Source organism: Streptomyces sp. NPDC058751 (genome assembly GCF_042746485.1).
Lineage (GTDB): Bacteria > Actinomycetota > Actinomycetes > Streptomycetales > Streptomycetaceae > Streptomyces.
In genome coordinates this window covers 1-17590 of sequence record NZ_JBHYPZ010000082.1, presented here as the reverse complement: position 1 = coordinate 17590, position 17590 = coordinate 1, and the positions used below count along the sequence as shown (strand labels likewise).

Here is a 17590-nt window from a genome sequence, read left to right as displayed (position 1 = left end):
ATGAAGTCGCCCTTCTCGTTGATGCCCGAGAAGTCGACGATCTCCTGGTAGCGCTCCTTGATCTGCTCGCGGGACATGCCCATGGCGAGCCCGCCCAGGATCACGTTCCGCTCGCCGGTCAGGTCGTTCATCAGGGCCGCGTTCACGCCGAGCAGCGAGGGCTGGCCGTCGGTGTAGACCTTGCCCTTCTCGGCGGGGAGCAGACCGGCGATGGCCCGCAGGAGCGTGGACTTGCCGGAGCCGTTCGAGCCGATCAGGCCGATGGCCTCACCGCGGTAGGCGGTGAAGGAGACGCCCCTGACGGCGTGCACCTTGCGCACACCGCGCTCCTCGCCGCGCTTGAGGATGCGGCTGAGGGCGGCGGTGGCGCTGCCCTTGCCGGTCTTGGCGCCGTTCACGCGGTAGACGATGTGCAGTTCGTCCGCGATGACGGTCGGAATGTGCGACCTCTTGTCGAGCTCAGCCACGGCCGTACCTCTCCTCAGCCTTCCAGAAGTAGACGAAGCCGCCGACGGCCGTGACCACGGCCCAGAAGACGGCGATGGCCCACACGTGCGGGGGCAGGTTGGAGGAGCCGTAGCCGTCGATGAGCGCGAAGCGCATCAGGTCCATGTAGACGGCGGCCGGGTTCACCTGGAGCACCCGGGCGATCCACTCGGGGCGGCCGGCCAGCATGGTGCTGATGGAGAACATGACACCGGAGGCGTACATCCAGGTGCGCATGATGAACGGCATGAGCTGGGCGAGGTCGGGCGTCTTGGCGCCCATCCGCGCCACGATCAGCGCGAGACCGGTGTTGAACAGGAACTGCAGGAACAGCACCGGGACGATCAGCAGCCAGGACGGGCCCGGGTAGCTGCCGAAGGCGATCGCCACGACGAACAGCACGAGCATCGAGAACAGCAGCTGCTGGAGCTGCTGGAGCGCGAAGGACACCGGCAGCGAGGCGCGCGGGAAGTGCAGCGCGCGCACCAGCCCCAGGTTGCCGGAGATCGCCCGCACACCCGCCATCACCGAGCTCTGCGTGAAGGTGAACACGAAGACGCCGGTCACCAGGAACGGGATGTACACGTCGTGCGACAAACCCTTGTTGGCCTGGAGGATCAGCCCGAAGATCAGGTAGTAGACCGCCGCGTTGAGCAGCGGCGTCACCACCTGCCAGAGCTGGCCCAGCTTGGCCTGGCTGTACTGGGCGGTGAGCTTCGCCTGCGAGAACGCGAGGATGAAGTGCCGCCGGCCCCAGAGCTGACGGACGTACTGGATCAGTCCGGGCCGGGCCCCGCTGACCGCGAGGCCGTACTTGGCGGCCAGTTCGGCCGCGGAAAGCCCGTCATCGGGCGACAGCCGGTCGCTCACCGCGACTCCGCCGTCATGCGTGGTCTCACTCACAAGGGGAACTTTCGTCTTCAAGATGCGCACAGCCGATGGGACGTGGGCATGAGCCGGGAATCAGGTGGGTCCCGGGTGCTCTCAGGACCGAGCTTGTCAGATGACCGGAGGCCGGCCCAGTCGGGTCAGCCGCCACACGGTGCGCCACCTCATGGGACGCCTCGGTCCGCAGGGACTCCTCCAGCCTTCCCGGAATCCGCCGAACCAGGCCCGCAGCGCGGCCCGCGAGGGGCGGCGCAGCAGCGTCAGGAGCATCCAGACGCCGAGGTAGACCGGGACGAGGGGCGCGGGAAGGTTTCGGCGCGCGAGCCACACGCGGTTGCGGGCCACCATCCGGTGGTACACCGCGTGCCGCGAGGGGGCGGTCGTGGGGTGGTACAGCACCATGTCGGAGCGGTAGTCGATCATCCAGCCGGCGTCGAGGGCCCGCCAGGCCAGGTCGGTCTCCTCGTGGGCGTAGAAGAAGGCGTCCGGGAGTCCGCCGACCTCGGCCAGGACCTTCGTACGGACCGCGTTGGCGCCGCCGAGGAACGTGGTGACGCGCGAGGAGCGCATCGGGTCGGAGGCGCGCAGCCTCGGCACGTGGCGGCGCTGGGTCACACCGGTGTCGGGGTCGGCGATGCGGAAGCTGATGATGCCGAGCTCCGGGTCGTCGGCGAAGGCCCGGCGGCACAGCTCGGCCGTGTCGTGGTGGGCCAGCAGGCCGTCGTCGTCCAGGAAGAGGAGGATGTCCACGTCCGTGCCGCCGGGGCCGAAGGCCTCGATGCCCACGTTGCGGCCGCCGGGGATGCCGAGGTTCTCGGGCAGCTCGACCGTGCGGACCCCCGCGGGGACGTCCGGGACGGGTGAGCCGTTGCCGACCACCACCACCTCGACGCGCTCGCCGTTCTGCTTGGCGACGGAGTCGAGCAGGGCCCTGAGTTCGTCGGGTCGGTTGCCCATGGTGATGATCACCGCGCCGACCTTGGCCGCCGTACTCATTTGAGCCTGCTGGAGGCGAGGATGGACACCAGGTGCAGCACGGTCTGCAGGAGCGCGATGCCGGCGAGCACGGCGGTGCCGAGCCGGGTGAAGAACAGGTCGCCCCTGATCTGGTCCGCGACGGCGAGGAGCAGGATCAGCAGGGACGCCTCGATGCCGAGGATCAGCCGGTGGAACTTGAGCGCCGCGGCCGCCCTGCGGGCCAGCGCCACGCCCGACGAGCGGGGCTCGGAGGCGGACTCCTTGACCGGCGGCAGTCCGCCCTGGTGGCGGGCGACGCCGACGAGGTCGGTCTCCGCCTTGATCAGGATCGCGCCGAGGGCGGCCAGCGTGCCGAGGAAGGCCCACAGCCAGTCGACGCGTCCGGTCCCCCACAGGTCCGCGGCGCGCAGGCCGAGGCCGACCAGGACGGCCGCGTCGGTGAGGTAGGCGCCGACGCGGTCGAGGTAGACCCCGCCGAGCGAGTACTGCTTCTTCCAGCGCGCTATCTCGCCGTCGACGCAGTCGAGCAGCAGATAGAGCTGGACCATCACCACGCCGAGCACCGCGCCCGTGATCCCCGGCACCAGCAGGGCCGGGGCCGCGAGCACGCCGCAGAGGGTCATCAGGTACGTGAGCTGGTTGGGCGTGATCCTGGTGTTCACCAGGTAGCGGTCGCAGCGCAGCGAGATCTCCCGCATGTACAGGCGTCCCGCCCAGTGCTCACCGCTGCGCCGGTCCTTCACCCCTGGGGGGTGAACGACGGGACGGAGTTCAGCTACCGATGGCCTTGGCATAGTCGGAGTAGATGTCCTTGATCTGGTGGGTTTTCAGGTCGAGATGTTCGAGGATCGTGTAGCGGCCGGGCCGGGTCTGCGGAGCGAACTCCACGACCCGCACGAACTCGTCCACGGTGAAGCCGATCTCCTCGGGCAGCACCGGCAGTCCGTGCCGGCGCAGCACCTCGGCCATGAACGCCGCGTCCTCGTGGGCGCCGCGCAGGTACATCGCGAAGGCCGCGCCCAGGCCGCACTGCTCGCCGTGGCTCGCCGCGCGCTTCGGGAAGAGGAGGTCGAAGGCGTGGTTGATCTCGTGGCAGGAGCCGGAGGCCGGCCGGGAGTCGCCCGAGATCGACATCGCGATACCGGTGAGGACGAGCGCCTCGGCGAGCACCTGGAGGAAGTCGTTGTCGCCGACGCCTCCGGGGTGCCTGAGCACGGCCTCGCCCGCCTGGCGCGCCATGGCGGCGGCCAGTCCGTCGATCTTCTCGCCCTTGACGCGGTTGGACAGCTCCCAGTCCGCGATCGCGTTGATGTTGGAGACGGCGTCCCCGATGCCCGCCCGGACGAACCGGACCGGCGCCTCACGGATCACGTCGAGGTCGATGACCACGGCGATCGGGTTCGGCACGCCGTAGGAGCCGCGGCCCGCGTCGTTGTCGAGGGTGGCGACCGGCGAGCACAGTCCGTCGTGCGCGAGGTTCGTGGGCACCGCGACCAGCGGCAGCCCGACCCGCGCCGCGGCGAACTTGGCACAGTCGATGATCTTGCCGCCGCCGAGGCCGACGACCGCGTCGTAGTGGCCGGCCCTTATGTCGCCGGCCAGCCGGACGGCGTCGTCGAGCGTGCCGCCGCCGACCTCGTACCAGCTCGCTCCGGGCAGCGCCGGGGCGATGCGGTCGCGCAGCCGGGCGCCCGAGCCGCTGCTGACCGCGACGGCCAGCTTGCCCGAGTGCGAGATGCGCTCGTCGCTGAGCACGCTCGCCAGGTCGTCCAGGGCACCGGGACGGATGTCGACGACGACCGGCGAGGGGATGAGCCTCGTCAGTACCGGCACGCGATCTCACGTCCCTTGGCGAGGTCGTCGTGGTTGTCGATCTCGACCCACGCGACCTCGCCGATCGGCGCGACGTCGATCCTGAAGCCGCGGTTGACGAGCTCCTGGTAGCCGTGCTCGTAGAACTGCTGCGGGTCGGTCTCCCACACCGTCTTCAGGGCGTCGGCGAGCTCGGCGGCGGCGGCGCCCTCGATGAGGGTCACACCGATGTACTCGCCGGTGGCCTCGGACGGCTCCATGAGCTTGGTGATCTTCTGGACGCCCTTGTCGGGGTCCACGACGACCTTCATCTCCTCGTCGGCGAGCTTCTTCACCGTGTCGAGGGCGAGGATGATCTTCTTGCCGTCGCCGCGGGCGGCGAGCAGCGTCCTCTCGACGGAGACGGGGTGCACGGTGTCGCCGTTGGCGAGGATCACGCCGTCCTTGAGGGCGTCACGTCCGCACCACAGGGAGTAGGCGTTGTTCCACTCCTCGGCCTTGTCGTTGTCGATGAGGGTGATCTTGAGGCCGTACTTCTCCTCGAGGGCGGCCTTGCGGTCGTAGACGGCTTCCTTGCGGTAGCCGACGATGATGCCGACCTCGGTCAGGCCGATCTCGGCGAAGTTGCCGAGGGTCAGGTCCAGGACCGTGATGGAGTCCTCTATGCCCGCGGGGCCCACCGGCACGAGAGCCTTCGGGAGGCTGTCGGTGTAGGGGCGCAGACGCCGTCCGGCGCCGGCCGCCAGCACGAGGCCGATCATGCGGGTTCTCCTTCATCGTGTACGGCTGGGGCTCCTGCGGAGACCCAGAAGCGGATGCTCTCGACGAGCACCACGAGGGCGACGGCCACGGCCAGGGCCGTGAGCGCGACCGTGAACTGCGCGGCGGTGAGCAGCGCGGCCAGCACGGCCACGAGCAGCGTCCGGCCCTCCTGGCCCCCGATGGCGCGCACCAGCCAGGCCGGCGGCGCACCGGCGTTTCCGCGAATGCGGTACACCGTGTCGTAGTGATGGTAGGCGACGGCGGCCACCAGGCCGAAAGCCGCAGGAAGGGCTCCGTTCACCTCGGACTTCGCCGCGAGGATCAGGACGGTGAGGTATTCGCCGGCCCGGAAGAGCGGGGGGACGAGCCAGTCGAGGGCGCCCTTGAGGGGCTTCACCAGAGCCTCGGAGGACAGCAGCACGTAGACGACGGCGCACAGGGCGACCGACCAGCCCGGCCCGTCGAGCCAGGCCGCGAGCGGTACCAGGACGGCTCCGGCACCGGCCCACAGCAGTGCGGGGGCCGGGGACCTGCCCGGCAGGAACCGCGCCACCAGCTCGGCGAGCGGTCCGTTGTCGGCGAGGTCCGCCAGCGCCTGCGCCGCCCGGTCCGTGCGCTTCGCCTTGCGGGTTATCGAGCGCAGCACGCGTCCGGCCGTCGTGTAGGTCGCCGCGAAGGCGCAGCCGGCGAGCAGCGCGTAGAAGGTGATGCGGGGGGTCGTCAGCGCCGTCAGGACGGCGATCATCGCCCATCGTTCGCCGATGGGCAGGACTATCATCCGGCGCACCCAGACCGTCCAGCCGACGCTGTCGAGCTTGTCGGAGAGGGCCGCGGTGGGACTGGTGTTGGCCGTGGCGTCGTGATTGGCCTCGTTGAAGGAGAAGTCCACGACGTGCCGGCAGGTCTGGAGGATCATCGCGCCGAGCGCGAGCGCCCACACGTCGTCGCCGCCGCGGGCCGCGCCGAGCGCGAGTCCCGCGTAGTAGGCGTACTCCTTGGCGCGGTCGAAGGTCGCGTCCAGCCAGGCGCCGAGCGTCGAGTACTGCAGGGAGTAGCGGGCGAGCTGCCCGTCCGTGCAGTCCAGGACGAAGGAGAACAGCAGCAGCAGACCGGCCGCGACGAAGCCGGCGCGGGTGCCGGTGGCGGCGCAGCCCGCGGCGATCAGCGCGGTGATCAGCGAGGCGGTGGTGACCTGGTTGGGGGTCAGGCCGCGGCGGGCGCACCAGCGGGCGATGTAGCGCGAGTACGGGCTGATGCAGTACGTGGTGAAGAAGCCGTCGCGGGCCTTGACGGCACTGCGCAGCCGTACGGCCTCGTCGTCGACGGCCAGGACGGCCTGCCGGACGCTGTTGCGCTCCTGCGGGTCGGCGGGGACCGCGGCGACGAGGCTGCCGAGCTCCGGGCGGTGCACGGCAAGGCCGTCCGCCTCCAGTGCCTCGCCGAGTCGCCCGACGAGGTCCTCCGGGGCCGCGGCGGCGTTGCCGGCGGCCACGCTCTCCCGGGTCACGGCGCGGGTCAGGGCCCGCCGGGCCTCGGGCTGCACGGACACGGCGCCGGGAAGGGCGGAGGCCGCGAAGCGCGGGTCGGTCAGCCCGAGGCGCAGGGCGTGCACGTGCCCGACGAAGCGGGCGTCCACGACGGCGACCCGCTCGTTCGCCGGCACGACGGCGAGCAGGGTCTCGGTCTCGGCCGCGTCGGACGCGGGGCGCACGTCGAAGCCGAGCGACCGCAGATCGCCTTCGAGCGACGACCCGGGGACCGGCTGGCCGGTGAGGATGGCGGTCGGCAGCGAACTCACTCCCTGGGTGCCGGCGCGACCTGGCGTCCGGCGTGTGCGTGATGGGACGGCCCCCGGGCCCACGGCGGCGGCGGCATGTCGGCAGAGGCTATCGGATTAATGGAAGCGGGCGTTCACCGCCTGTTCACGGCCCGATCAGCCGATTTTGTCCGGCGGGCGCCGAGATCATCATCAGGGATCCCGGGCCCGGGTCACAAACGCGGCCGCGCGGACCGGCGCATTCCCGGCACGACGCACGGGCCCCCTTCCCGGAAGCGGGGCGGAACGGGCACGGAGCCGGACCCGCATAGGGTGGTCGTCCATGACATGGCTGATCACAGGCGGAGCCGGATACATCGGGGCACACGTGGCACGGGCGATGGCCGCGGCCGGGGAGCGCGTCGTCGTCCTCGACGACCTGTCGTCCGGGAGGGCGAACCGGCTTCCGGAGGGCATCCCCCTCGTCCAGGGGTCGTCGCTGGACGGTGATCTGCTCAAGCGGGTCCTGGCGGAGCACGGGATCACGGGTGTGGTGCACCTCGCCGCCCGCAAGCAGGTCGGCGAGTCCGTGGCCGAGCCGACGCTCTACTACCAGGAGAACGTGGGCGGTCTCGCGACGCTTCTGGAGGCGGTGGCCGGGGCGGGGGTGAAGCGGTTCGTGTTCTCCTCGTCGGCGGCCGTCTACGGCAACCCCGAGGTGGACCTCATCACGGAGGGCACCCCCTGCGCCCCGATGAGCCCCTACGGCGAGACGAAGCTCGCGGGCGAGTGGCTGGTGCGGGCGGCGGGCCGGGCGCACGGGATCTCCACGGTGTGCCTGCGCTACTTCAACGTGGCGGGCGCGGCCTCGCCGGAGCTCGCCGACACCGGGATCTTCAACATCGTCCCGATGGTGTTCGACCGCCTCACCCGCGGCGAGGCCCCGCGGATCTTCGGCGACGACTACCCGACGCCGGACGGCACCTGCGTACGCGACTACATCCACGTCGCCGACCTCGCCGAGGCGCATCTCGCGGCGGCCCGGCGGCTGGCGGAGGGGGCGGGCGGTGATCTGACGGTGAACATCGGCCGGAGCGAGGGCGTCTCCGTACGGGAGCTCGTGACGCTCATCGCCGAGGTCACCCGCAACCCCGTGGCGCCCGTCGTCGAACCGCGCCGCCCCGGCGACGCCCCCCGGGCGGTCGCGTCGGCCGCTCTGGCCGCCGACGAGCTGGGCTGGAGCGCGCGACGAGATGTGCGGGAGATGGTGGAGTCGGCCTGGCGGGGCTGGCTGCTGCACCATCCGGAGGCCACCGGGGCGTGATCTCCCACATGCTCTGACCTGCGGTTCGTTTCCGCAGGTCAGAGCATATGACAACGGTGTTCAGTGCCGCGTTGCCCGATACCCCCCGCCCGTAGTTGACTGTCACGACCGAGCGGACCACGGGAGGCGGCCTTCATGGGGGCTGGGCATGGGCACGACCACGGGCACGCGCACGGCGCTCCCCCGGGCGGTACGGCCGCGGCCGCGTACCGCGGGAGGCTGCGCGTCGCGCTCGCGATCACGCTCACCGTCATGGTCGCCGAGATCTGCGGCGGGCTCCTCGCCGATTCGCTCGCGCTCGTCGCGGACGCGGCGCACATGGCGACGGACGCGCTCGGGCTGGGCATGGCCCTGCTCGCGATCCACTTCGCGGCGCGCCCGCCGAGCGGGAACCGCACCTTCGGCTACGCGCGGGCCGAGATCCTCGCCGCGCTCGCCAACTGTCTGCTGCTGCTCGTCGTCGGCGGCTACGTCCTGATCGAGGCGGTCCAGCGCTTCATCACGCCGGCGGACACCCACGGCGGGCTGACGATCGCGTTCGGCGTGTTCGGCCTGGCCGCCAACACGGTCTCGCTGACGCTCCTGATGCGCGGGCAGAAGGACAGCCTGAACGTGCGCGGCGCCTTCCTGGAGGTCGCGGCGGACGCCCTGGGCTCGGTGGCGGTCATCGTCGCGGCCGTGGTGATCATGACCACCGGCTGGCAGGCGGCGGACCCGATCGCCTCGATCGCCATCGCGCTGATGATCGTCCCGCGCACCTGGAAGCTGCTCCAGGAGACGCTCGACGTGCTCCTGGAGGCGGCGCCCAAAGGGGTCGACATGGCGGAGGTGCGCGCCCACATCCTGGCCCTGGACGGGGTCGAGGACGTCCACGACCTGCACGTCTGGACCATCACCTCGGGCATGCCGGTGCTCTCCGCGCACGTGGTCGTCAGCTCCGACGTCCTGAACGCGATCGGCCACGAGAAGATCCTGCACGAGCTCCAGGGCTGTCTGGGCGTCCACTTCGACGTCGAGCACTGCACGTTCCAGCTGGAGCCGAGCGGACACGCCGAGCACGAGGCGAAGCTCTGCCACTGACGGTCCCGCGGCACCCCCTCACGGGTGCCCCTTCCCGGTGGATCCGGCACCGGGGAATCCGGAGGCGGCGCCGGACCGGCGCTGCTAGCGTGGCCGACGGTCCCAGGAGGTGGGTCGACGACGGCCGTCGCCGGCGCCGCCACACGCAGCGACCCCGCCCTCCCCGTCTCCCGGGCCCGGAGCCGTCCGCCGACGCGTCGGCCGGGCCCCTTCGTCCAAGGGTTTCCATGACCGATCCCATGACCGACCTCACGGCACACGGCACCGCCTGGCGCACCCGCCGGGAGACCTCCGCGGACACCGCCGAGGTGCACGCCGTGAACGCCGCCGCCTTCGGGCGGGCGGAGGAAGCCGATCTGGTGGACGCGCTGCGCGCCGACCCCGCCGCGTGGCTGCCCGGCCTGTCGTACGTCGCCGAGGACCCGGACGGCACGATCGCGGCGTACGCCCTGATCACCCGCTGTCACGTCGACGACGTCCCGGCGGCCGCGCTGGCGCCGGTCGCCGTCCGTCCCGGCATGCAGCGCCGGGGCGCCGGATCGGCCGTCGTGCGCGCGGTGCTGGAGGCGGCACGCGAGCGGGGCGAGCGGCTCGTCCTCGTGCTCGGGCATCCCGGCTACTACCCGCGGTTCGGCTTCGGGCCCGCCGCGCGCCACGGCATCCGGGCCGGTTTCGACGTGCCGTCCGAACACCTGATGGCCCTCGTCCTCGACGATTCCGTGCCGGTGGCACCGGGCACGATCAGGTATCCGGCGGCGTTCGGCGTCTGACTCCGCGTGGCTCCGCGCGTCCCGCCCCGTGACCCCGGGCGGGACATGCGGAGTGACGAAGTGCCGGGAGTGCCGGTTTCGTACGGCAGACTTGGCCCTGGAAAACCGATGCGAAGGATGGGTATGCCGATCACACCTGCCACCGCGACGCACAGTTCGTCGAACGGCACCGCTGAAGCGATCCTGCTGGAGCTGGTCGACGAGGACGGCAACACGATCGGTACGGCGGAGAAGCTCGCGGCCCACCAGGCCCCGGGACAGCTCCACAGGGCGTTCTCGGTGTTCCTCTTCGACGAGCGGGGCCGGCTGCTGCTGCAGCAGCGCGCGCTCGGCAAGTACCACTCCCCCGGTGTCTGGTCGAACACCTGCTGCGGCCACCCCTACCCGGGCGAGGCGCCCTTCGCCGCGGCGGCCCGGCGGACGTACGAGGAGCTGGGGGTGTCGCCGACGCTGCTCGCCGAGGCGGGCACGGTCCGCTACAACCACCCGGACCCGGACTCGGGCCTGGTGGAGCAGGAGTACAACCACCTGTTCGTCGGGATGGTGCAGTCGCCGCCGAGGCCCGACCCGCAGGAGGTCGGCTCGACGGCCTTCGTGACCGCCGCCGAGCTGGCGGAGCGGCACGCGAAGGACACCTTCTCGGCGTGGTTCATGACGGTGCTGGACGCGGCCCGTCCGGCGGTGCGGGAGCTGACGGGTCCGTCCGCGGGCTGGTAGCCGGCCCGCGGGACGCTCAGAGGCCCGGAGCGAGCGGCAGGGCGGCCCAGATCACCTTGCCGCCGCCCGCGGTGTACTCGACGTCGCACCCTCCGCCGAACTCCCGGGTCACCTCGCGCACCAGCAGCAGGCCCCGGCCTCCGGTCTGCCCGTGGTCGGCCTCCAGGGCGGTCGGACGGTAGGGGTGGTCGTCCTCGACGGACACCCGCACCCAGTCGGCGCCGACCGCGACCTCCACCGCGAGCATCGGCGACAGAAGTGCCGCGTGCTTGACCGCGTTCGTGACCAGTTCGGAGACGATCAACAACAGTCCCTGAACGACATCGTCCGAGACCGGCACCCTCTGGTGGACCAGCAGATCACGGACGGCGTGCCGCGCCTGCGGCACCGAGGCGTCGACGGCGGCGGCGGTGAACCGCCACACCCCCTCGTACGGCAGCGGTCCGGGCGATCTGACGTCGGGAGTCGCGACTCCGCCTTCGGGGCTCGGGTCGGACCCCCGCCCGAGGTTCTCCATCGTCCGGTCGCCACCCTTGCGCTCGATTGTCACCACACGTCGAGTGTTGGTAATGCGCCGGTCCGTACCGGTTGACTGAACAGAAGTCAGCAATTATCGCCGATATCTGATCAGTCGTGACTGAAAAAGCCAGATCCACGACAACCTCAATCGCTTTCATGGCGACTTCCGAAAATCTTCGGGTTGTACGGGTTTGCCCTTCTGTGAACCCGGCCCGTTCCTCGTGACCGCGCGGCCCGCACGGCGGCCCGAGACCATGATCGAAGACCGGCCGGCCGCTCCGGATAGCATCCGGCGTATGGAGCCGCAGCTGTTGCACCACGTCGGCGACGGGGTCGCCACCGTCGTCATCCACCACCCCGCCAAGCGGAACGCCATGACGACGCCGATGTGGCGGGCGCTGCCGCCGCTGCTGGACGCGCTCGGCGCGCGCGCCGACGTGCACGCGCTCGTGCTCACCGGCGAGGGCGGCACGTTCTGCGCCGGGGCCGACATCTCGACGCTGCGGGAGTCGCCGGACGAGGCCCAGGGCCTCGCCGTGCTCGCCGAGGAGGCCCTCGCCGCGTTCCCGAAGCCGACCCTGGCCGCGATCCGCGGCTACTGCGTGGGCGGCGGCTCCCAGCTCGCGGCCGCCTGCGATCTGCGCTTCGCGCAGGAGGGTTCGCTGTTCGGGGTGACCCCGGCGAAGCTCGGCATCGTCTATCCGGCTTCCTCCACCCGGAGGCTGGCCGCGCTGGTGGGTCCGGCCGCCGCCAAGTACCTCCTCTTCTCGGGCGAGTTGATCGACACCGAGCGGGCGCTGCGCACCGGTCTCGTGGACGAGGTGCTGCCCGAGGGCGAACTCGACAAGCGGGTGGCGGAGTTCACCCGCGTCCTGGCCGCGCGCTCGCTGCTGACGCAGGCGGCCGCGAAGGAGTTCGTGAACGGCCGCACCGACCGTGACGCCCACTGGACGCGCCAGGCGCGCGCCGGCGGCGACACCGCGGAGGGGGTCGCCGCCTTCCTCGAACGCAGGCAGCCGCACTTCACGTGGACGCCCTGAGGGCCCGCCCGGCCCTCCTGGCGCGGTGAGCGGTAAGGGAAGCCAGCCGTACGGGAGGCCCCCGCCCTACGTCAGGACGAAGCGGCTCCCGCTCCGGAACTCCTCGACGAGGTGCGCGGGCGCCTTGTCCGGGGACCCGGCGTCGTAGGGCGGCTTCGGGTCGTACTCGGTCAGGAGCTGGACGGCCTGGGCGTGTTCGTCACCGGCGATCCGGCCGAGCAGGGCGAGCCCCATGTCGATGCCGGAGGAGACACCGGCCGAGGTCACGTACTTGCCGTCGAACACGACCCGCTCCCCCGTCGGCCCGGCGCCGAACCGTTCGAGCTGTCCGAGGGCCAGCCAGTGGGAGGTGGCCCGGCGGCCGTCCAGGAGCCCCGCCGCGGCCAGCAGCAGGGAACCGGTGCACACCGAGGTCGTCCAGAGGCTGGTGGCGTCGGCGGCCCGCAGCCAGTCGAGCAGGACCGGGTTGTCCATCTGGTCGCTCTGGCCCGGCCCTCCCGGCACCACCACGATGTCCGGGCGCGGCACTTCCGCGAGGCTCCTGTCCGCGGTCAGCGCGAGCCGGCCCGTGTCGGAGCGGACGGGACCGGTGCGCTCGGCGACGAAGACGGTGTCCGCGTCGGGCAGCCGGCCGAGCGTCTCGTACGGGCCCACGGCGTCCAGGGCGGTGAAGCGGTCGTAGAGGACGATGGCGATCTGCATCGGGATCCTTTCGGTGAAGGTGCGGGACGTGACCGGGACGGGTTCGCCGCCCGGCGCACGGCGCCGCGGGGGGTCGGCCGCACGGAGCGGCGCGGGGGGTCGGCCGCACGGAGCGGCGCGGGGGGTCGGCCGGGGAGCGGGGAAGGCGTCGGCCGTACGGACAGGTGGGGCGTCGGCCCAGGCGGGACGGTGGGGTGCCGGCCCCGGCGGAACCGTGGGGTGTCAGCCGGTGGGGGCCGGGCGGAAGCGGCGGCGGTACTCCGCGGGGGCCGAGCCGAGGGCCTTCACGAAGGCGCGGCGCATGGCCTCGGGCGTGCCGTAGCCACAGGCCCGGGAGACCTCCTCGATGCCGTCGGCGGTGTCCTCCAGGAGACGGCGGGCGTGTTCGAGCCGTACGCGCTCGACGTACCGGCCGGGTGTCGTCCCCGTCTCCGCCCGGAAGGCGCGGGCGAAGTGGCGGGGCGAGAGACGGGCGCGGACCGCGAGCGACTCGACGCTCAGGTCGTCGCCCGGGTGCTCGGAGATCCACCGCTGGACCTCGCGCAGCGGTTCGCGCGACGCGGTCTGGGCGGCGAGCTGGGCGCTGAACTGGGCCTGGTTGCCCGGCCTCCGCAGGAAGACGACGAGGTGGCGGGCGATGGTGAGGGCGGTGTCACGGCCCATGTCGTCCTCCACGAGGGCGAGGGCCAGGTCGATGCCGGAGGTGACGCCCGCCGACGTGGCCACGTTGCCGTCGCGCACGTAGATGGGTTCGGGGTCGACCGTGACCGCCGGGTGGTCGCGGGCGAGCCGGTCGCAGTGGGCCCAGTGGGTGGTCGCGCGCCGGCCGTCGAGCAGGCCCGCCGCCGCGAGCAGCGCGGCGCCGGTGCACACCGAGACCAGGCGCTCGGCGCGCGGCCCGTGGACGCGCAGCCAGTCGGTCAGCCGGGGATCCGGGTCCCGGGTCCCCCGGCCGCCGGGAACCAGCAGGGTGTGCGGGTCCGGCGCGTCGGCGAGCGCCCGGTCCGGGACCAGGACGAGACCGCTGGAGGAGCGGACCGGGGCGCCGTCCAGGGAGGCCGTGCGGATGCCGTACGAGCCGCCGCGGTGGGTCTCGGCGCCCGCGAACACCTCCAGCGGGCCGGTGACGTCGAGGCTCTGCACGCCGTCGAAGAGGACGATCAGGACCGTTCGCATGACTCGATTCTCGGCCGGTGCGCACATGGCCGCAATGACGAGGAACCCACCTTTCCTGCCATCGGCGCCCGGGAGTCCACGGCATACCAACCAGTCGGTAATGTGCGAGCCATGACCTCTCCCCTGCCGGAGCGCGCCGGCCGGCGCTGCCACAACGTCCTCAACCCCCTGCACTCCACGCACTACTTCTCGCCCGATCTGGGCCGCGAGCTCGCCGCGGTCGGCGTCGGGAACGAGCGGAGCGCGTACTTCGCGGTGCGGGCCGCCGCGATGGGCGCGGTCGGCGCGGGCACCGTGACGGCGACGTTCTTCAACTTCCGGTACGAACTGGTCGCCGGGCACGTGCCCGCGGTGTGGCGGGCCGCCTCCCCCGAGACGGTGCTCGCGGCCCGTCTGCGCGCCGTGGACACGACGCTCAGGCGGCTGCTCGGCGAGGACGTCGTCGCCTCCGACGAGGTGGCCGAGGCTGCGGAGCTCGCCCTGCGCGCGGCCGAGGCCTGCACCCGCGCCGCCCGCCCGCTGTACGCCGCGCACGCGGACCTCCCCGTGCCCGAGGAGCCGCACCTCGCGCTCTGGCACGCGGCCACCCTGCTGCGCGAGCACCGGGGCGACGGGCACCTCGCGGTGCTGCTCGACGCGGAGCTCGACCCGGTGGAGGCCCTGGTGAGCCACACCGCGACCGGCAAGGGCATGGTGCCCCAGTGGGTGCTGGGCACACGCGGCTGGTCCCGGCACGACTGGGACGCGGCGTCCGGGCGGCTGCGCGAGCGCGGGCTGCTCGACGCGGACGGCGAGCTGACCCGCGCCGGTGCGGACCTGCGCCGGGACATCGAGGACCGGACGGACCGCCTCGACCGGGCTCCCTACGAGCACCTGGGCGCCGCCGGCGTCGAACGCCTCACCGAGACGACGAAGGGCCTGCTGATGAGGGCCTTCGCCGCCGGCGCCTTCCCGGACGGGATGATCGGCAAGGGCTGAGGGCGGAACAGGACGGGCGGCCGGGCCCGGAACGGGACGGGTGACCGGGGTCCGGAGGGGGGCGGGGCGCGGCGCGCGGTCCGTCCGGGTGCCGCCCCGGCCCCCGGTGTCGGTGTCACCTGCCACAATTGCCGCGCAACCCCAGTGGAGAAGGCGGTACGGGATCGTGACGACACCCCTCGTAGGGTCCATCGAAGGCAGGATCGCCGAAGAACTCGGTGTACGGGAGCGGCAGGTCAAGGCCGCCGTCGACTTGCTCGACGGCGGTTCGACGGTGCCCTTCATCGCCCGCTACCGCAAGGAAGCGACCGAGATGCTCGACGATGCGCAGCTGCGCACCCTCGAGGAGCGGCTGCGCTATCTGCGGGAGCTGGAGGACCGGCGGGCCGCGATCCTGGACTCGGTGCGCGAGCAGGGCAAGCTCAGTGCCGAGCTGGAGGCGCAGATCAGGGCCGCCGAGACCAAGGCGCGCCTCGAGGACGTCTACCTGCCGTTCAAACCGAAGCGGCGCACGAAGGCGCAGATCGCCCGCGAGGCGGGTCTGGAGCCGCTGGCCGAGGGCCTGCTCGGCGACCCCTCGGTGGACCCGCCGGCCGCGGCGGCGGCCTTCGTCGACGCCGACAAGGGCGTCGCCGACCCGCAGGCCGCCCTGGACGGCGCCCGGGCCATCCTCACCGAGCGCTTCTCCGAGGACGCCGACCTGATCGGCGAGCTGCGCGAGCGCATGTGGGTGCGCGGGCGGCTCGCCGCCAAGGTGCGCGAGGGCAAGGAGGAGGCCGGCGCCAAGTTCGCCGACTACTTCGACTTCGCCGAGCCCTTCAAGGCGCTGCCCTCGCACCGGGTCCTCGCCATGCTGCGCGGCGAGAAGGAAGAGGTCCTCGACCTCGTCCTGGAGCCGGAGGAGCCCACCGAGGGACCTTCCTCGTACGAGGGGATCGTCGCCCACCGCTTCGGGATCGCCGACCGCGGCCGTCCCGGCGACAAGTGGCTGACGGACACCGCCCGCTGGGCCTGGCGCACGCGCATCCTCGTGCACCTCGGCATCGACGTGCGGCTGCGGCTGCGCACCGCCGCCGAGGACGAGGCGGTGAACGTCTTCGCGGCGAACCTGCGGGACCTGCTGCTCGCCGCCCCGGCGGGCACGCGCGCGACGCTCGGCCTGGACCCCGGTTTCCGTACGGGCGTGAAGGTCGCCGTCGTCGACGCGACCGGCAAGGTCGTCGCGACGGACGTCATCCACCCGCACGTCCCGGCCAACCGCTGGGACGAGGCCGTCGCGAAGCTCGCCCGGCTCGCGAAGGAGCACGCGGTCGAGCTGGTCGCCATCGGCAACGGCACGGCCTCCCGCGAGACCGACAAGCTCGCCGGTGAACTGATCACGAAGCACCCGGAGCTGAAGCTCACCAAGGTGATGGTGTCGGAGGCGGGCGCGTCGGTGTACTCGGCGTCCGCGTTCGCCTCGCAGGAGCTGCCCGACATGGACGTGTCGCTGCGCGGCGCCGTCTCCATCGCCCGCCGGCTCCAGGACCCGCTGGCCGAGCTGGTGAAGATCGACCCGAAGTCGATCGGTGTCGGGCAGTACCAGCACGACCTGTCCGAGGTGAAGCTGTCGCGCTCGCTCGACGCGGTGGTCGAGGACTGTGTGAACGGCGTGGGCGTGGACGTGAACACCGCCTCCGCCCCGCTGCTGGCCCGGGTCTCCGGCATCACCTCCGGCCTCGCCGAGAACATCGTGGCGCACCGCGACGCCAACGGTCCCTTCACCTCCCGTACGGCCCTCAAGAAGGTGGCCCGGCTCGGCCCCAAGGCGTACGAGCAGTGCGCGGGCTTCCTGCGGATCCGGGGCGGCAGCGACCCGCTGGACGCGTCCAGCGTGCACCCCGAGGCGTACCCCGTGGTGCGGCGGATGGTGAAGACGTCGGGCGGCGAGGTCGCGTCGCTGATCGGCAACACGAGCGTGCTGCGCTCGCTGAAGCCGGCCGACTTCGTCGACGAGAAGTTCGGTCTGCCGACCGTCACGGACATCCTCAGGGAGCTGGAGAAGCCGGGGCGCGACCCGCGGCCCGCCTTCAGGACGGCCACCTTCAAGGAGGGCGTGGAGAAGATCTCCGACGTGGCGGCCGGGATGGTCCTGGAGGGCGTCGTCACGAACGTGGCCGCGTTCGGCGCGTTCGTTGACATCGGCGTCCACCAGGACGGGCTGGTGCACGTCTCCGCGATGTCCAGGACCTTCGTCAAGGACCCGCGGGACGTCGTGAAGCCCGGTGACATCGTCAGGGTGAAGGTCCTGGACATCGACGTCCCGCGCAAGCGGATCTCGCTGACGCTCCGGTTGGACGACGAGGCGGCGGCCCCGGAGGCCGAGGGCGGCGGCCGGTCCCAGCGGGGCGGACGGCCGCCCCAGCAGCGCGGCCAGCAGCAGCGCGGCCAGCAGCGCCAGGGCCGCGGCGGTGCGGGCGCCGGGGGCGGCTCCCGGCAGGCTCCGCCGCCGGCGAACAGCGCCATGGCCGACGCCCTGCGCCGCGCGGGTCTGACCGGTCCCGAGCGCGGCCGGAGCTGACACCGGGCCGGCATGCGGAAGGGGGCGACCACCGTTCGGTGG

General features: G+C 72.2%; 17 protein-coding genes. 7 read left to right on the top strand and 10 right to left on the bottom strand.

All coding sequences use genetic code 11. The annotated features are described in order from the left end of the window. From ACFW6B_RS40560 to ACFW6B_RS40530, 7 genes are all read right to left on the bottom strand, one after another. The coding region (locus tag ACFW6B_RS40560) for an ATP-binding cassette domain-containing protein (protein ID WP_386604868.1) at nucleotides 1-467 on the bottom strand (467 nt) is incomplete at its 3' end. Beyond that, a complete protein-coding gene (locus ACFW6B_RS40555; RefSeq protein WP_386604866.1) occupies nucleotides 460-1389 on the bottom strand; it encodes an ABC transporter permease in 930 nt (309 codons plus the stop codon). The genes ACFW6B_RS40555 and ACFW6B_RS40560, both read right to left, overlap by 8 nt. A 96-nt stretch (nucleotides 1390-1485) precedes the next feature. After that, nucleotides 1486-2370, bottom strand: coding sequence for a glycosyltransferase family 2 protein (locus ACFW6B_RS40550; RefSeq protein ID WP_386604864.1), 885 nt, complete (start codon nucleotides 2368-2370; stop codon nucleotides 1486-1488). Next, nucleotides 2367-3146, bottom strand: coding sequence for a CDP-alcohol phosphatidyltransferase family protein (locus tag ACFW6B_RS40545; RefSeq protein ID WP_386604862.1), 780 nt, complete (start codon nucleotides 3144-3146; stop codon nucleotides 2367-2369). The genes ACFW6B_RS40550 and ACFW6B_RS40545 overlap by 4 nt, the downstream gene beginning before the upstream one ends. Continuing rightward, complete coding sequence (locus tag ACFW6B_RS40540) at nucleotides 3124-4185, bottom strand: iron-containing alcohol dehydrogenase family protein (RefSeq protein ID WP_386604859.1); 1062 nt, start codon at nucleotides 4183-4185, stop codon at nucleotides 3124-3126. The genes ACFW6B_RS40545 and ACFW6B_RS40540 overlap by 23 nt, the downstream gene beginning before the upstream one ends. Then, complete coding sequence (locus ACFW6B_RS40535) at nucleotides 4173-4925, bottom strand: sugar phosphate nucleotidyltransferase (RefSeq protein WP_386604857.1); 753 nt, start codon at nucleotides 4923-4925, stop codon at nucleotides 4173-4175. Before ACFW6B_RS40535 ends, ACFW6B_RS40540 begins: the two co-directional genes overlap by 13 nt. Beyond that, nucleotides 4922-6715, bottom strand: coding sequence for a DUF5941 domain-containing protein (locus tag ACFW6B_RS40530; RefSeq protein WP_386604872.1), 1794 nt, complete (start codon nucleotides 6713-6715; stop codon nucleotides 4922-4924). Before ACFW6B_RS40530 ends, ACFW6B_RS40535 begins: the two co-directional genes overlap by 4 nt. 310 nt (nucleotides 6716-7025) lie before the next feature. Between ACFW6B_RS40530 and galE the strand changes: the two genes are divergently transcribed. The 4 genes from galE (at nucleotide 7026) to idi (ending at nucleotide 10573) form a co-directional block, all read left to right on the top strand. Beyond that, nucleotides 7026-8006, top strand: coding sequence for a UDP-glucose 4-epimerase GalE (gene galE, locus ACFW6B_RS40525; protein ID WP_386604855.1), 981 nt, complete (start codon nucleotides 7026-7028; stop codon nucleotides 8004-8006). Between the two features lie 135 nt (nucleotides 8007-8141). Further along, a complete protein-coding gene (locus ACFW6B_RS40520; protein WP_386604854.1) occupies nucleotides 8142-9086 on the top strand; it encodes a cation diffusion facilitator family transporter in 945 nt (314 codons plus the stop codon). Between the two features lie 227 nt (nucleotides 9087-9313). Then, nucleotides 9314-9856 carry a GNAT family N-acetyltransferase gene (locus tag ACFW6B_RS40515; protein WP_386604852.1) on the top strand — a complete coding sequence of 181 codons (543 nt, stop codon included), beginning with the start codon at nucleotides 9314-9316 and terminating at the stop codon, nucleotides 9854-9856. A 123-nt stretch (nucleotides 9857-9979) separates the two neighbouring features. Then, complete coding sequence (idi, locus tag ACFW6B_RS40510) at nucleotides 9980-10573, top strand: isopentenyl-diphosphate Delta-isomerase (RefSeq protein ID WP_386604850.1); 594 nt, start codon at nucleotides 9980-9982, stop codon at nucleotides 10571-10573. A 16-nt stretch (nucleotides 10574-10589) separates the two neighbouring features. Here idi and ACFW6B_RS40505 read toward each other — a convergent pair whose 3' ends face one another. Beyond that, a complete protein-coding gene (locus ACFW6B_RS40505; protein WP_386604870.1) occupies nucleotides 10590-11090 on the bottom strand; it encodes an ATP-binding protein in 501 nt (166 codons plus the stop codon). A 298-nt stretch (nucleotides 11091-11388) separates the two neighbouring features. Between ACFW6B_RS40505 and ACFW6B_RS40500 the strand changes: the two genes are divergently transcribed. After that, on the top strand, nucleotides 11389-12132 hold the full coding sequence (locus ACFW6B_RS40500) for an enoyl-CoA hydratase/isomerase family protein (RefSeq protein WP_386604848.1): 744 nt from the start codon (nucleotides 11389-11391) through the stop codon (nucleotides 12130-12132). A gap of 66 nt (nucleotides 12133-12198) precedes the next feature. Here the strand turns inward: ACFW6B_RS40500 and ACFW6B_RS40495 are convergent, their stop codons facing one another. Both ACFW6B_RS40495 and ACFW6B_RS40490 read right to left on the bottom strand, forming a co-directional pair. Next, nucleotides 12199-12834: a DJ-1/PfpI family protein gene (locus ACFW6B_RS40495; protein WP_386604846.1), complete on the bottom strand. Its 636-nt coding sequence runs from the start codon at nucleotides 12832-12834 to the stop codon at nucleotides 12199-12201. A 222-nt stretch (nucleotides 12835-13056) separates the two neighbouring features. Then, nucleotides 13057-14010 (bottom strand): GlxA family transcriptional regulator, encoded by a 954-nt coding sequence (locus ACFW6B_RS40490; protein ID WP_386604844.1) that lies wholly within the window; start codon nucleotides 14008-14010, stop codon nucleotides 13057-13059. 111 nt (nucleotides 14011-14121) lie between these two features. Between ACFW6B_RS40490 and ACFW6B_RS40485 the strand changes: the two genes are divergently transcribed. Then, entirely contained in the window at nucleotides 14122-14988 is an 867-nt protein-coding gene (locus ACFW6B_RS40485; RefSeq protein ID WP_386604842.1) for a hypothetical protein, read from the top strand. A 166-nt stretch (nucleotides 14989-15154) separates the two neighbouring features. Beyond that, nucleotides 15155-17548 carry a Tex family protein gene (locus tag ACFW6B_RS40480; protein ID WP_386604840.1) on the top strand — a complete coding sequence of 798 codons (2394 nt, stop codon included), beginning with the start codon at nucleotides 15155-15157 and terminating at the stop codon, nucleotides 17546-17548. The last annotated feature ends 42 nt before the right edge of the window (nucleotides 17549-17590 follow it).

Excerpts from the sequence above, each read along its gene's own strand:
- ACFW6B_RS40520 (WP_386604854.1), top strand. The coding sequence starts at position 8,142 with ATGGGGGCTGGGCATGGGCACGACCACGGGCACGCGCACGGCGCTCCC.
- ACFW6B_RS40495 (WP_386604846.1), bottom strand. The coding sequence starts at position 12,834 with ATGCAGATCGCCATCGTCCTCTACGACCGCTTCACCGCCCTGGACGCC.
- galE (WP_386604855.1), top strand. The coding sequence starts at position 7,026 with ATGACATGGCTGATCACAGGCGGAGCCGGATACATCGGGGCACACGTG.
- ACFW6B_RS40490 (WP_386604844.1), bottom strand. The coding sequence starts at position 14,010 with ATGCGAACGGTCCTGATCGTCCTCTTCGACGGCGTGCAGAGCCTCGAC.
- ACFW6B_RS40550 (WP_386604864.1), bottom strand. The coding sequence starts at position 2,370 with ATGAGTACGGCGGCCAAGGTCGGCGCGGTGATCATCACCATGGGCAAC.
- ACFW6B_RS40545 (WP_386604862.1), bottom strand. The coding sequence starts at position 3,146 with ATGCCAAGGCCATCGGTAGCTGAACTCCGTCCCGTCGTTCACCCCCCA.
- idi (WP_386604850.1), top strand. The coding sequence starts at position 9,980 with ATGCCGATCACACCTGCCACCGCGACGCACAGTTCGTCGAACGGCACC.
- ACFW6B_RS40515 (WP_386604852.1), top strand. The coding sequence starts at position 9,314 with ATGACCGATCCCATGACCGACCTCACGGCACACGGCACCGCCTGGCGC.
- ACFW6B_RS40485 (WP_386604842.1), top strand. The coding sequence starts at position 14,122 with ATGACCTCTCCCCTGCCGGAGCGCGCCGGCCGGCGCTGCCACAACGTC.
- ACFW6B_RS40535 (WP_386604857.1), bottom strand. The coding sequence starts at position 4,925 with ATGATCGGCCTCGTGCTGGCGGCCGGCGCCGGACGGCGTCTGCGCCCC.
- ACFW6B_RS40500 (WP_386604848.1), top strand. The coding sequence starts at position 11,389 with ATGGAGCCGCAGCTGTTGCACCACGTCGGCGACGGGGTCGCCACCGTC.
- ACFW6B_RS40505 (WP_386604870.1), bottom strand. The coding sequence starts at position 11,090 with ATGGAGAACCTCGGGCGGGGGTCCGACCCGAGCCCCGAAGGCGGAGTC.